The following is a 13,546-nucleotide window of genomic DNA, read 5'->3' as shown; positions in this document are numbered from 1 at the left end:
AATTAACACACTTTACGCATTCGTAAAAAAATATTAATGTCTATTTATAGCCTCTTCACTAGAATAGCTATTCTAATTATTATAACTAGTCATAATGATGTGGGCTCAGATAATTTTCTAAAACACCCGCTCATGCTGAAAGGCGGGTTTTTTTATGACATAAATATAAGGAATCATAAAATATGAAATTATTAAAATTTGGTGGTACTTCATTGGCTAATGCGGAAAAATTTTTATCTGTAGCTGGTATTATAGAAGAAAATATTAAAACAGATCAAATTGCAGTAGTACTTTCAGCACCAGCTAAAATTACTAACTATCTTGTTCATATTGTAGAAAATATCATTAATAATGATCAAATTTTAGAAACAATACATCTTGCAGAAAATATATTTATTGATTTAATAAAAAATCTTTTGAAAATACAATCTAATTTTCCTTACCAAGAAATCGAGGAAATTATAAAAAAAGAATTTAATAAATTAAAAAAAATAATACATGGAATAATATTATTAAAACAGTGTCCAGATAACATTCGTGCAACTATTATTTCTCGAGGAGAAATACTTTCAGTTTTTATAATGAAAAGTATATTACAATCTAAAAATTATAACGTAACTATTATTAATCCTGTTAAAAATTTTATTTCTATAGGTAATAACTACTTAGATTGCACTGTTGATATATCCCAATCTAAAAAATGTATTAATAACATATATATTAAAAAAAATGATATTATTTTAATGGCTGGTTTTATTGCCGGTAATCAAGATAAAAAATTAGTAGTATTAGGACGAAATGGTTCTGATTATTCTGCTGCAGTTTTAGCTGCTTGTTTAGATGCAAATTGTTGTGAAATTTGGACTGATGTTGATGGAGTTTTTACTTCTGATCCAAGAAAAATTCTCAATACTTATTTATTAAAATCTATATCCTATCAAGAAGCAATGGAATTATCTTATTTTGGTGCTAAAGTATTACATCCTCGTACTATTGAACCAATCTCGCAATTTAAAATTCCATGTTTTATTAAAAATACTGCTAATATTAAATCTATTGGAACTCTAATTTGCGAAAACAATCGTTCTGAAAAAGATTTTATGAAAGGTGTTACTCATCTTGATAACATAGTAATGTTTAATATATCTGGATCTCATATAAAATACATAAGGAATATGATATCACGTATATTTACGATAATATCACGAGATGATATTAAAATATTATTTATCACTCAATCATCTTCAGAAAATAAAATTAATTTTTGTATTTTTGAACATGACGTTTGTAAAATTCTATACTTATTAAATAAAGAATTTCAACTAGAATTAAAAGATAAATTATTAAATCCTTTTAAAACAAAAAAAAATTTATCTATTATCTCAGTAGTTGGATCAAATATTTATAAAAAATATAATATCGCATCAAAAATTTTTTCTGCTTTAGGTGCTTCAAAAATTAATATATTTGCAATTGCACAAGGATCTTCAGAACATTCTATTTCACTAGTGATTAAAAAAGAATACGCTTTAAAAGCAGTTCAAAATATTCATGATGTATTATTTTGCAATAGAAAAATAATTCATGTTTTTTTGCTGGGAATAGGTGGAATTGGTAGTACATTATTAGATCAAATATTAAAACAAAAAAATTTTTTAGATAAGAAAAATATAGAAATTAAAATTTGTACTATTGCAAATAGTAAAAAAATATTATTATTAAATGACACATATAATTTATCTAATTGGAAAAACGATTTTAATAAATCAACTACAAAATTTAATTTAGAATTTTTGAATAATTTAATAAAAAACAATAATTTTCCAAATTCAGTTATTATTGATTGCACATCAGATCAATTATTATCAGAACAATATGTAAACTTTATTAACAATGACTTCCATATAGTAACTTCAAATAAAAAAGCAAATACTGGTGAATGGACTTACTATAAAAAAATAAGAAATGCTATTAGAAAAACAAATAAAAAATTTTTATATGAAACTAATGTTGGAGCAGGATTACCAGTTATTGAAACACTTCAAAATTTATTTAAAACAGGTGATACTCTAATTCGCTTTAAAGGTATATTATCTGGATCGCTATCCTTTATTTTTGGAAGATTGGAAGAAGGAATTTTGCTTTCAGAAGCTACTAGAGAAGCCAAAGAACTAGGTTTTACTGAACCGAATCCATCTGATGATTTATCAGGTGTAGATGTTGCAAGAAAATTACTAATTTTAGCACGTGAATCTGGATATGATATAGAATTAAAAGATATTAAAATCGAATCTATATTACCAGATATTTTTAAGAAATATAAAAATGCCGATGTATTCCTATCAAAATTAAAAGAACTCGATTCGTATTTTTTTAAAAAAGTCAATAAAGCACGCAATATAGGAAATGTACTAAGATTTGTTGCTACAATAGAGCCAGAAAAAAAATTTTTTATAAAACTTGAAGAAGTGGATGTTAATGATCCATTATACAAAATAAAAAATGGTGAAAATGCATTAGCATTTTATACTAATTATTACCAACCAATTCCTTTAGTACTAAGAGGTTATGGTGCTGGTAATAATGTTACAGCGTCTGGCGTATTTTCCGACTTACTGCGCACACTATCATAAACGTCAGGAGCATATAGTCATGATTAAAATTTATGCACCAGCTTCTATTGGTAATGTTGGAGTGGGGTTTGATATTTTAGGTGCAGCAATTGTACCCATTAATGGTATGTTATTAGGTGATTTTGTAACAGTGCAATTATCAGAAAAATTCAATTTAATTAATAAAGGTATTTTTGCTGAAAAATTACCTAAAGATACCGAAGAAAATATTGTTTGGAAATGCTGGTTAAAATTTTGCAAAATCATAAAAAAAAATATTCCTGTTTCAATTATACTAGAAAAAAATATGCCTATTGGATCAGGACTAGGTTCTAGTGCTTGTTCAGTAGTAGCTACTTTAGTTGCTATGAATGAATTTTGCAAAAAACCTTTAAGTTCAAAAGAATTATTACTTCTTATGGGAGAGGTAGAAGGTGAAATATCAGGAAGCATACACTATGATAACGTAGCTCCATCTTATCTTGGCGGACTACAACTAATATTAAATGATTCTGAAATAATAAGTCAAACAATCCCAAGTTTTAAAAATTGGTTCTGGATAATAGCTTGGCCGGGTGTAAAAGTTTCTACTTCAGAAGCAAGAGAAATATTACCAAAAAAATATAATAAAGAAGTATGTGTTAAAAATAGTCGTCATTTAGCTGGTTTTATTCATGCCTCATATAGTAAACAACCTTATTTAGCTGCACGATTAATGCAAGATTTTATAGCGGAACCATATCGTATTAAATTATTACCGAATTTTTTAAAAACAAAAGAAAAAATTAAAAAAATGGGTGCTATAAGTTGTGGAATATCTGGTTCAGGTCCTACTATTTTTTCCGTTACTGATAATATACAAATGGCTAAAAAAATCTCTTCATGGTTAACAAAGAATTATTTGCAAAATAAAACAGGATTTGTTCATATTTGTTTTTTAGATTTAAAAGGTGTACGTAAAATAGGATAAAAAATGAAACTTTACAATTTAAAAGATCATAGAGAACAAGTAGACTTTGAAACTGCCGTAAAACTAGGATTAGGACAGCAACAAGGATTATTTTTTCCAGTAAAATTACCTATTATTCACTCTGATGAATTATCAGAAATATTAAAAATGGACTTTATTACTCGTAGTACTGAAATACTTTCCAAATTCATTTATCATGAAATATCTAAATCAGAACTACACAAACATGTTAAAAAAGCATTTTCTTTCAAACATCCAATTAAAACAAAAATTACAGAAAACATACACTGTTTTGAACTATTTCACGGTCCTACATTAGCATTCAAAGATTTTGGTGCGCGTTTTATGGCTCAAATGATACTATTACTAAATAAAAAAAATGAGTCTGTTACTATTTTAACTGCGACATCAGGTGATACAGGTGCAGCAGTTGCTCATGCATTCTATGGAATGAAGAATGTACGAGTAATTATATTGTACCCAAAAGGGAAGATTAGCGAATTACAAGAAAAATTATTTTGTACTTTAGATAAAAATATCAAAACTATATCAATTAACGGTAGTTTTGATGATTGTCAAAAACTAGTAAAAGAAGCGTTTAACGATAAAAAACTTAAAGAACTAATAGGATTGAATTCTGCTAATTCTATTAATATAAGTAGATTGCTAGCACAAATTTGTTATTATTTTGAAGCTTTTTCTTTGATTTCAGAAGAACAAAGAAAAAATTTAGTTATAGCAGTTCCATGTGGTAACTTCGGCAACCTAACTGCTGGACTATTATCTAAGTCTCTTGGTTTACCAATTAAATCATTCATAGCATGTACAAATTCCAATGATACAGTTCCAAGATTTCTTAAAAATGGAGTGTGGGATGCAAAAAAAACTGTATCTACAATTTCTAATGCTATGGATATTAGTCAACCTAATAATTGGACTCGAATTGAAGAATTATTTCATCGAAAAAAATGGAATTTAAAAGAACTTAGATTTGGAAGTGTATCAGATTCTTCTACTAAAGAAACATTAAAAGAACTATTTGAATTAGGTTATATTTCCGAACCTCATGCTGCAATAGCATATAGATTATTGCGAGATCAATTAAAGAAAAATGAATTTGGTTTATTTTTAGGTACTGCACATCCAGCTAAATTCAAAAATACAGTAGAAAAAATATTAAAAAATGAAATTTTATTACCTGATGAACTAAAAAGTAGAGTTGATTTACCATTATTATCTCATAATATTAATCCTGTTTTTAGCAAATTAAAAAAATTTTTATTAGAAAAATAAATATTATATTAGAGAGGATAAAACAATTTTTTCCTCTCTAAAACACAATGTATATAAAACTTCAAAAATTAATTATCTTTAAATATTAAATAAAAAATGAATGATATCACCATCTTGAATATAATATTGTTTTCCCTCTGTTCTAAATTTTCCCATTTCTTTAATTTTTGCTTCACTTTTATATTTTATGAAATCTACATATTTAATAATTTGTGCTCGAATAAAACCTTTACTAAAATCACTATGTATTTTATGAGCAGCTTGAATACTAGTACTACCATTAAGAATTCCCCAGGCTCGAATTTCTTTTACACCTACAGTAAAAAAAGTTATTAAATTTAATAGTTTATAACCGCAAGAAATAATACTACTCAAACCCAAAGTTTTTATATTAAATTCTTTCATGAAATATTTTTGTTCTTCATTATTCATCTTAACCAAATCTAATTCTAGATTTGCGTGAATTGGAATAACTATTGATCCTTCCTTTTGAGCCATATCATTTAGTTCATTTAAAAAACAAAAAGATTCTTTTTCTTCATTAATATTAGCAATATACATAGTTGGTTTCAAAGTTAAAAAACGCAAATAACTAATTAGTTGTTTTTCATCTTCATTTAAAATCAGAGTTTTTAACATTAAAAATTGTGCTAAATGATTAAAACATTTTTTTAAAACTTTTATTTTTTTTTCTGCTTCATTATTTTTGAAAATTGTTTTTTTTTGCAATTGTAATATAGTTTTTTCACATAGATCAAAATCAGACAATATAAGCTCAGTATTGATAATATCTATATCTTTAATAGGGTGTACTTTATTATAAACATGAGTAATGTTATCATTTTTAAAACAACGAACAACATGTGCTATAGCATGTGCATCACGTATATTACCTAAGAATTGATTGCCTAATCCTTCACCTTTAGATGCGCCTTTAACTAAACCTGCAATATCTATAAATTCTATACATGCATTAACTATTTTTTCAGGAGAAACAATTTCAGCAAGAGTGTTAATACGTTCATCAAGAACTGGAACAATACCTATATTTGGTTTGATAGTACAAAATGGAAAATTAGCAACTGCTGAATTACCTTTAGTTAGAAGATTAAATAAAGTAGACTTTCCAACATTAGGTAATCCTATAATACCACATTTAAAACTCATATCTTAATACGCCTTAAAAACTAGAAGATATTTTCATCTTATTAAAATTTTTAAAATAAAATTTTCTTCTATTGCATGTAGAATTGATTTTTGAATTAACTGTTTTTCATTTTCTGTAGGTTTTGATAATACAAAAGAAGCTGTTTGATTACGATTTATTGGACGACCGATTCCAATTCTAAATCTATGAAAACTAATTTTCTCGTTAAATACACTAATAATATTTCTTAATCCATTATGTCCATTATGTCCATAACTATATTTTAATTTTATAATTCCAGGATCAAGTTCTAAATCATCATGAACTATTAGTATTTCACTTAAATTAATATTATAAAATGATGCCATTTTTAATATAGAATGACCATTTATATTCATAAATATATCAGGTACAAGTAATCGAATATAATTTGATTCAATACTAAAAGAAGTAGTGAAACCGAGAAATTTCTTTTCTTTTTTTAAATTCTTCAAATAACTTTTTGCCAAAGAATAAACAAACCAAGAACCTACGTTATGACGTGTATTATGATAATCTATTTTTGGATTAGATAGTCCTACTATCATTTTAATAGTATTCAAAAAATATCCTTTAATTTTAAAATAATTACTTTGATTTTTCATAAAACACATTAAAAAAACATATAATATGCATTATATGTTTTTTAAAAATAAGTATGAAGAAATTTAAATTAAAATAGATAATATATTATTTACATAAAAAAATATTCTTTTAATGTCATTTATATATTATTTCTGCAAACGATTCGAAGCTTCTTCCCAATTAACAACGTTCCAAAAAGATTTAATATAATCTAATCGTCTGTTCTGATATTTTAAATAATAGGCATGTTCCCAAATATCTAAACCAATAATAGGATCACCATAAGTATTAGATATTAATTTACCCATTAAAGGATTGTCTTGATTAATAGTAGAAACAATAGATAAAATACCATTTTGATTTACTAACCAAACCCATCCAGATCCAAAATGATTTAATGCTACAGATTCAAACTTTTCTTTAAAATTATCAAAAGTATCAAATTGTTTTTCTATTTCTATTTTTAAATCATTTGTTAAAACTGTTCCTACTTTTAAACTCTTCCAAAAAAAACTATGATTTATATGACCACCCGCATTATTACGTAATGAATTCTTGTTTTCTAAAACAATCTCATTAAAAATAGACATTAATTCATCAATAGATAATGAAGAAAAAGTTGTATTTTCTAAAATAGAATTAGCATTATTAATATAATTTTGATGATGCTTAGTATGATGAATTCTCATAGTTTGTTCGTCAAAAAATGGCTCTAATGCATTATATGCATAAGGTAAAGGAGGAAGAACGTAACTCATTTTAATTCCTTAGATATGATTGAAAAGAAAATTATATCGCAATTTTTTAAAAAAATTAAATTAATAATTTAATCTTAAATATTTTTGTAAATTATAGTACACTGGTTAAATTATTCACAAGAATCATAATACATATTTTTAAAATATATAAAGTTAAAATCGTAAAAACATAAAAAATTAACCACATTAAACACAGAGTGTATTTGAAAATGAGATTTTGATGTCTACAACTCAAGAATTCAATTTATTAAGTGACCGATTTAGAACTTTTTATCCTGTTGTTATAGACATTGAAACAGCAGGATTTAATCCAAATACTGATGCAATATTAGAAATTGCCATGATAACATTAAAAATGGATGAATTAGGATGGTTGCATAAAGAAAAAACATTGCATTTTCATATAGAACCATTTAAAGGATCTATGATAAATTCTGATGCAATAGCTTTTAATAAAATTGATCCATTCAATCCATTTCGTGGAGCTATTAGCGAAAAAATAGCAATTCAATCTATATTGAAAATGGTACAAAAGGGAATTAAAATACAAGGGTGTAGTCGAGGAATTGTTGTAGCACACAATGCTAATTTCGATCATAATTTTTTAATGGCAGCAATTCAAAGAGTAAAAGTAAAAAATAATCCTTTTCATCCATTTGTTACATTTGATACTGCAGCGTTAAGTGGATTAGTAGTTGGTCAAACCGTTTTGTCTAAAGCATGTAAAGCTATCGGCTTGTCATTTGACAACCATCAAGCTCATTCTGCACTTTATGATACTTTACAAACTGCCAATCTTTTTTGTGAACTAGTAAATCGTTGGAAACGTTTAGGTGGATGGCCTCTAAATATAATAAAAAACAATTTAAATAGTATAACTAATAATAAAAAATAACCTATATTACATCTTTAAAATTTTTCTGAAAAAGAAAAAGATATGACATTAACAATAAAGATAAAAAATTTAGATTCTTTATTTAATGTCATATCTAATTTCTTATATACATAAATTATGTATTATATTTTTTTACTGTTTTTAATATTAGTTCTTTCAATGAACCATTTTCCAACATTTCAAGTATAATACTACAACCGCCAATTAATTCGCCATCTATCCATAATTGAGGGAATGTTGGCCAATTAGCATATTTTGGCAATTCATTTCTAATATCCATATTTTCTAAAACATCTACATAGGCGAATTTTTCTCCGCAAACCGATAAAGCTTTCACAGCTTGCGAAGAAAAACCACAACTAGGAGATTCTGGAGTTCCTTTCATATAAATTAAAATAATGTTATCTTTAATTTGTTGTTTTATTTTTTTTAAAATACTCATATTCATTTCCATTGTTAAAATTTACATAAAATACATATCTAAATAATCTATATAAAAGTTTTTTTAAAATACAAGAAAATAATTGATAGACAAAATTATTTTTTTTTGCAATACTACGTTGTTAGAATAAAAGGGGCTGTTCTTGGATTTGACAAAATTATCAACAAAATAAAGTGCATGCCGAGGAACGGTTTGCCTCGATAAAAGCCGTAAAAAAATAATTGCAAATAACAAACAAAACTACGCTTTAGCAGCTTAAAAAACTGTATAAAGCCCTTTCTTCTCAGCCTTTTTCTCTTAAAGACGAGAAAACAGAAAGGTCAAAAATAAGAGAAAAACGTGAGTATCAAGCTTGACGATAACACGAAGTAATTTTTCAAGCTATATACCTAAAATGTGTTTTTTCCAAATTAGGTAATGAATGTCATAAAGAAAAAACTAAGCATGTAGTACTTTATTCGTAGAAATTTTGGACGCGGGTTCAAATCCCGCCAGCTCCAAAAAAGATGCATCTAATATTTTAAAAATTTCTCAAAACTATGTAATATTAAATTTATAGACTTTATTATCTTTAAAATACAGATTTAACATATCTTTTTGAAGAAGTTCTTCATTTTCTTGATCCTTTAAATAATAGTGATAACCATTATCAAAAGAATCAGAAATAATCGGCACACCCAATATATAAATTATTTGCTCTCTTGTCATCCCAATATAACTTTTATTTAAAATATCTTGATTTAAATAGTGCATTTTTTCTAAAGAACTAATATTATATTTTTCTTTATCTAAAATTGAACAACTAGAAAATAAGATAACTATGAATAGTATTTTCATATAATTATTCATTGTAATATCCTATTATAGTTTACATAAAAAATAATTAATACTTTTATTCGCATAATACAATATTTTATATCAGCAAAAAACATTAATTATATAAAAAAAACTTATTTTTTTATATACCACTTTATTTTTAATAATCTAAAAAAATTTTTTAGACCAATTTAACTTAGAAGTTAGAGTTTGAAAATAATTATAACTTTTAGGATGAATAAGATTCAAATAATAACAACTTCGACGAATAAACACACATTCACCTTTTTCAATTGTTAAAACAATTTGACTGTCACAGCTTATATTTAAATTAGTTTCAATATTAGAAAATTTTAAACAAATTGTACTATCACTATGAATGACTAAAGGACGAGCAGACAAAGTATGTGGAAACATTGGTACTAATACAATTGCATCTAAAGAAGCTGCTATAATTGGTCCGCCAGCTGATAATGAATAACCCGTGGAACCTGTAGGTGTTGAAACGATTAATCCATCGGAACGTTGAGCAAAAGAAAATTTATTATCAATATAAACTTCAAACTCTATCATATGAGCTAAATGTTTTGCATGTAACACTACCTCATTAATAGCTATACTAGATCTTGAAATTATTTTTTTTTCACAAACTTGCGCATCAAGCAAAAAACGATTTTCTAACAGATAATTCCCAGATAACACTTCTGATAATTGTTTTAAACCAGTATCAGGATTTAAATCAGCAAGGAAACCTAGATTACCTCGATTGATTCCAATAATTTTAATATTGTAAAATGATAAAACACGCGCAGCACATAATAAATTACCATCTCCCCCAATCACTACTGCTAAATCACAATATTGTCCAATTTCAATTAATGTAGCAGTATTAGGATTATTTAATTTCAATTCTTGAGCAACAGTATATTCAATAAAAACTTTATAACCGTTTTTTATTAACCACTTATAAAGCTTCTTATGTGTTATTAATGCACTCGCATAACGCGGACGTCCGATAATACCTATACAAGTGAAGTGTTGCTTCATCACATAAACATTCCTAATAAAAATAATATTTATTATATTATAATACTAAACAGTCTTGAAAGATTAATTATAGGCTTTATAATATATACCATCTTTTTTTTTAATATCTTAATTATTAAATTTATAAGTGATAAAAATTTATGGATAATCAAGAAACAATACAAAAAAATCATACTAATGCAACTGCTCTCGAAAATAAAAAAATAGATGATTTAAAATTAGAATTACTTCAAAACCAAAAAAAAATAAATGATATTGAACTCCGCAAACTAGCAAATATAGAAAATATAAAAAAAAATACTGAAAAAAAAATAAAAAATATCAAAAAAACAGAAATTGAAAGATTTTTAAAAAAAATAATTCCAATTATAGATTCTTTAGAAGATATATTAATACTATCTAACACATTAAATATTAAAGATAAACCTCTAATAAAAGGCATAGAACTAACATTACAATCTTTATTAAATATATTATGTAAATTAGGAGTTACTATTGAGGGTCAAAAAAATGAACTTTTTAACCCTGAAATTCATACATTGCTATCAACAGAATCATCCGAAAAAATACCACCTAATCATATTATTTTTACTAATAAAAAAGGATTCACTTTTAATAAAACACTTTTAAGAAAAGCAATTGTTACAATTTCTAAAAGTTAATATTTTCTATTTGTAAAACATTTACTTAAACAATAATATTATAGCATTTAAAAATAGAAAAAATTTTTCTATTTTTAAATCAAAAACCAATTAATTGGTTTTTTTTTATTTTCAAGAAGTATATTATTTGTTAAAGAAAAATGTTTGCATCCAAAAAACCCTCTATATGCTGATAATGGAGAAGGATGTGATGTTTTTAATATATAATGATTATTATTATTAATTAAACTACATTTTGTTTGCGCATTATTTCCCCATAGTAAAAAAATAACAGAATCTCTATATAAATTAATTACAGAAATAACTTTATCAGTGAAAATATTCCATCCTATATCACTATGCGACTTTGGTTTTCCTGATTCAACTGTTAAAATAGTATTCAATAAAAAAACACCTTGATTGGCCCAATTTTTAAGACATCCATGATTAAAAATATGTTTTTTTTTAAAATCACTATTTAACTCTTTATATATATTCTTTAAAGAAGGTGGTATAGTAAAATATTTAGGTACAGAAAATGACAAACCATGCGCTTGATTTTTTGAATAATATGGATCTTGTCCAAGGATAACAACTTTTATATCATTAAAATTGGTTAGAAAAAAAGCATTAAACACATCCTTTTGATCTGGATAAATTATTTTTTTCAAACGTTCTTGTTTAAGAAATTTCATTATATTAATAAAATATTTTTTTTTTTCTTGAGATAACACATCTTTCCAAGATAAAATCTTATTCATTTTTATTTTCCATTTTTAGTGAAATTTTAATAATATTTTTCTTTTACCAGTATAAAATTATAAGGGAAAAAAATGGTTTTAGTAACACAAAATGCACCTAACTTTATAGCTCCAGCAATTTTAAAAAATAATCAAATTGTTGAACAATTTGATCTAAAAAAATATTCTAATGGTCAACCTATTGTACTATTTTTCTGGCCTATGGATTTTACTTTTGTATGTCCATCTGAAATTATCGAATTTAATAAACTCTATACGGATTTTGAAAAAAGAAATGTAAAAATTGTAGGGGTATCCATTGATAGTGTTTTTGTTCATCAGGCATGGCAAAAAACGCTACCTAAAAATGGTGGAATTGGAAAAATCAATTTTCCTATGGTATCTGATATAAAACATACTATTCAAAAATCTTATGGAATTGAACATCCAAATCTTGGTATAGCACTAAGAGCTTCATTTCTAATTGATTCTAATTGGATTATACGTCATCAAGTAGTAAACGATCTGCCATTTGGGCGAAATATAAAAGAAATAATACGAATGGTAGATGCTGTAGATTTTCATGATAAATTTGGAGAAGTGTGTCCTGCAAATTGGAAAAAAGGGGAAAGGGGCATGAAAGCATCTGAAGAAGGAGTTTCTGAATATTTAAGTAAATATTCTTAAAAAAATTTAAAGTCAGCAAAAAAAATTTTTTATGCTGGCTTTATTTTTTTAAATTTTTTAGTCTGTTCTTATAAACTAAATATATTATCACACATTATATATTATGATTTAGACATATATTAGTTAAATAAAATTATCATCATCAATATCATCTGTATTATAAACATCATTATTTACGAAAGTATTTGAAGAACTTAATTCATTTTCATAAATATCTGATTCGTTATCATATTCATAGTTTATCAAATCATGATGATCATGATGATCATGATGATCATTATTTAAAAAATTTTCTTCTTGATACTGATCTAAAGATGATTTATTAACAGTATCAAATATATCTTCTTCTGGTTTGGAATGACTAAAAACATTCATCAACATATTGCCTAAAATCATACCACCTGCAACACCTGTTGCAGTTTGCAATGCACTGCCAAGAAAACTACTGCTTCTACTGTTTACTGTGGGTAATGATTGAGTTGTGGGCAAAACAGTTGTATTAGAATAATTAGGCGGTAGAATATCTTCTTTTTTTTTCCAGATATCATCATTAGATGCTTTTTGAGGAGTCGGGTTTTTTTTAAAAAAACTGGATAAAAAACTTGTTTTTTTGTTTGATTCTTCTTTATTATTATTTAATGATTTTATTCGCATTTTCAATTCTTCAATTTTCATGCTCATTTTTTTTATCGCTGTTTCTTGGATCAATATTGTTTGAGTCATATAATAAGAAGAAGCAGGTTGTTTTTTTACTAAATTTTGAATTAACTCATCTGCCGAACTATCTCTTTCAGAAGTGTTCAATTCAGCTTTTTTTAAACGATGAAATAAATTTTCTATTAAATTTTTTTCTTCATCTTTCATAAGTAAGATC

The 13,546-nt window shown here is 25.4% G+C and carries 14 protein-coding genes and 1 other RNA gene; 7 read left to right on the top strand and 8 right to left on the bottom strand.

Annotated elements, in window-relative coordinates; genetic code table 11:
• Positions 1-182 precede the first annotated feature (182 nt).
• From thrA to thrC, 3 genes are read left to right on the top strand one after another with little or no spacing between them, the layout of a single operon-like run.
• Entirely contained in the window at positions 183-2,633 is a 2,451-nt protein-coding gene (gene thrA, locus D9V77_RS00975; protein ID WP_158338201.1) for a bifunctional aspartate kinase/homoserine dehydrogenase I, read from the top strand.
• Between the two features lie 19 nt (positions 2,634-2,652).
• Positions 2,653-3,582: a homoserine kinase gene (gene thrB, locus D9V77_RS00970; protein ID WP_158338199.1), complete on the top strand. Its 930-nt coding sequence runs from the start codon at positions 2,653-2,655 to the stop codon at positions 3,580-3,582.
• 3 nt (positions 3,583-3,585) lie between these two features.
• Entirely contained in the window at positions 3,586-4,875 is a 1,290-nt protein-coding gene (thrC, locus tag D9V77_RS00965; RefSeq protein WP_158338197.1) for a threonine synthase, read from the top strand.
• A gap of 78 nt (positions 4,876-4,953) precedes the next feature.
• Here thrC and ychF read toward each other — a convergent pair whose 3' ends face one another.
• The 3 genes from ychF to D9V77_RS00950 all read right to left on the bottom strand — a co-directional run bounded on the left by ychF (position 4,954) and on the right by D9V77_RS00950 (position 7,404).
• Positions 4,954-6,042, bottom strand: a complete 1,089-nt coding sequence (gene ychF / locus D9V77_RS00960) for a redox-regulated ATPase YchF (RefSeq protein ID WP_158338195.1) — start codon at positions 6,040-6,042, stop codon at positions 4,954-4,956.
• Between the two features lie 33 nt (positions 6,043-6,075).
• On the bottom strand, positions 6,076-6,609 hold the full coding sequence (pth, locus tag D9V77_RS00955; RefSeq protein WP_158338961.1) for an aminoacyl-tRNA hydrolase: 534 nt from the start codon (positions 6,607-6,609) through the stop codon (positions 6,076-6,078).
• Positions 6,610-6,792: 183 nt separating this feature from the next.
• Positions 6,793-7,404: a Fe-Mn family superoxide dismutase gene (locus D9V77_RS00950; protein ID WP_158338193.1), complete on the bottom strand. Its 612-nt coding sequence runs from the start codon at positions 7,402-7,404 to the stop codon at positions 6,793-6,795.
• A 220-nt stretch (positions 7,405-7,624) separates the two neighbouring features.
• On the opposite strand from D9V77_RS00950, the gene rnt reads away from it, so the two are divergent.
• Entirely contained in the window at positions 7,625-8,299 is a 675-nt protein-coding gene (gene rnt, locus D9V77_RS00945) for a ribonuclease T (protein ID WP_158338191.1), read from the top strand.
• Between the two features lie 115 nt (positions 8,300-8,414).
• On the opposite strand, the gene grxD is transcribed toward rnt, so the two are convergent.
• Positions 8,415-8,741 carry a Grx4 family monothiol glutaredoxin gene (gene grxD / locus D9V77_RS00940; RefSeq protein WP_158338189.1) on the bottom strand — a complete coding sequence of 109 codons (327 nt, stop codon included), beginning with the start codon at positions 8,739-8,741 and terminating at the stop codon, positions 8,415-8,417.
• Between the two features lie 132 nt (positions 8,742-8,873).
• Between grxD and ssrA the strand changes: the two genes are divergently transcribed.
• Positions 8,874-9,242: a transfer-messenger RNA gene (gene ssrA / locus D9V77_RS00935) on the top strand.
• A 36-nt stretch (positions 9,243-9,278) separates the two neighbouring features.
• On the opposite strand, the gene D9V77_RS00930 is transcribed toward ssrA, so the two are convergent.
• Positions 9,279-9,590 (bottom strand): outer membrane protein assembly factor BamE, encoded by a 312-nt coding sequence (locus D9V77_RS00930; RefSeq protein WP_158338187.1) that lies wholly within the window; start codon positions 9,588-9,590, stop codon positions 9,279-9,281.
• 135 nt (positions 9,591-9,725) lie between these two features.
• A complete protein-coding gene (gene nadK, locus D9V77_RS00925) occupies positions 9,726-10,604 on the bottom strand; it encodes an NAD(+) kinase (RefSeq protein WP_158338185.1) in 879 nt (292 codons plus the stop codon).
• Between the two features lie 140 nt (positions 10,605-10,744).
• On the opposite strand from nadK, the gene grpE reads away from it, so the two are divergent.
• The gene (gene grpE, locus D9V77_RS00920) at positions 10,745-11,266 is read left to right on the top strand and encodes a nucleotide exchange factor GrpE (protein ID WP_158338183.1); all 522 of its coding nucleotides are present in this window, start codon (positions 10,745-10,747) and stop codon (positions 11,264-11,266) included.
• Positions 11,267-11,340: 74 nt separating this feature from the next.
• On the opposite strand, the gene ung is transcribed toward grpE, so the two are convergent.
• Complete coding sequence (gene ung, locus D9V77_RS00915; protein ID WP_158338181.1) at positions 11,341-12,006, bottom strand: uracil-DNA glycosylase; 666 nt, start codon at positions 12,004-12,006, stop codon at positions 11,341-11,343.
• Between the two features lie 72 nt (positions 12,007-12,078).
• On the opposite strand from ung, the gene D9V77_RS00910 reads away from it, so the two are divergent.
• Positions 12,079-12,672, top strand: a complete 594-nt coding sequence (locus tag D9V77_RS00910; protein ID WP_158338179.1) for a peroxiredoxin — start codon at positions 12,079-12,081, stop codon at positions 12,670-12,672.
• Positions 12,673-12,795: 123 nt separating this feature from the next.
• Here the strand turns inward: D9V77_RS00910 and D9V77_RS00905 are convergent, their stop codons facing one another.
• Positions 12,796-13,536 carry a DUF2076 domain-containing protein gene (locus tag D9V77_RS00905; RefSeq protein WP_158338177.1) on the bottom strand — a complete coding sequence of 247 codons (741 nt, stop codon included), beginning with the start codon at positions 13,534-13,536 and terminating at the stop codon, positions 12,796-12,798.
• Between the last annotated feature and the right edge of the window lie 10 nt (positions 13,537-13,546).

The organism is Buchnera aphidicola (Sitobion avenae) (assembly GCF_005082585.1).
In the GTDB taxonomy this organism is placed as follows: Bacteria; Pseudomonadota; Gammaproteobacteria; order Enterobacterales; family Enterobacteriaceae; genus Buchnera; species Buchnera aphidicola_Z.
The sequence above is the reverse complement of the archived record's forward strand: the minus strand, read 5'-3'. Positions and strand labels throughout refer to the sequence as shown.

What these genes read in the sequence shown, in the direction of transcription:
- thrA (WP_158338201.1), top strand. Translation starts at nt 183, where the DNA reads ATGAAATTATTAAAATTTGGTGGTACTTCATTGGCTAATGCGGAAAAA.
- thrB (WP_158338199.1), top strand. Translation starts at nt 2,653, where the DNA reads ATGATTAAAATTTATGCACCAGCTTCTATTGGTAATGTTGGAGTGGGG.
- thrC (WP_158338197.1), top strand. Translation starts at nt 3,586, where the DNA reads ATGAAACTTTACAATTTAAAAGATCATAGAGAACAAGTAGACTTTGAA.
- ychF (WP_158338195.1), bottom strand. Translation starts at nt 6,042, where the DNA reads ATGAGTTTTAAATGTGGTATTATAGGATTACCTAATGTTGGAAAGTCT.
- pth (WP_158338961.1), bottom strand. Translation starts at nt 6,609, where the DNA reads ATGATAGTAGGACTATCTAATCCAAAAATAGATTATCATAATACACGT.
- D9V77_RS00950 (WP_158338193.1), bottom strand. Translation starts at nt 7,404, where the DNA reads ATGAGTTACGTTCTTCCTCCTTTACCTTATGCATATAATGCATTAGAG.
- rnt (WP_158338191.1), top strand. Translation starts at nt 7,625, where the DNA reads ATGTCTACAACTCAAGAATTCAATTTATTAAGTGACCGATTTAGAACT.
- grxD (WP_158338189.1), bottom strand. Translation starts at nt 8,741, where the DNA reads ATGAGTATTTTAAAAAAAATAAAACAACAAATTAAAGATAACATTATT.
- D9V77_RS00930 (WP_158338187.1), bottom strand. Translation starts at nt 9,590, where the DNA reads ATGAATAATTATATGAAAATACTATTCATAGTTATCTTATTTTCTAGT.
- nadK (WP_158338185.1), bottom strand. Translation starts at nt 10,604, where the DNA reads ATGAAGCAACACTTCACTTGTATAGGTATTATCGGACGTCCGCGTTAT.
- grpE (WP_158338183.1), top strand. Translation starts at nt 10,745, where the DNA reads ATGGATAATCAAGAAACAATACAAAAAAATCATACTAATGCAACTGCT.
- ung (WP_158338181.1), bottom strand. Translation starts at nt 12,006, where the DNA reads ATGAATAAGATTTTATCTTGGAAAGATGTGTTATCTCAAGAAAAAAAA.
- D9V77_RS00910 (WP_158338179.1), top strand. Translation starts at nt 12,079, where the DNA reads ATGGTTTTAGTAACACAAAATGCACCTAACTTTATAGCTCCAGCAATT.
- D9V77_RS00905 (WP_158338177.1), bottom strand. Translation starts at nt 13,536, where the DNA reads ATGAAAGATGAAGAAAAAAATTTAATAGAAAATTTATTTCATCGTTTA.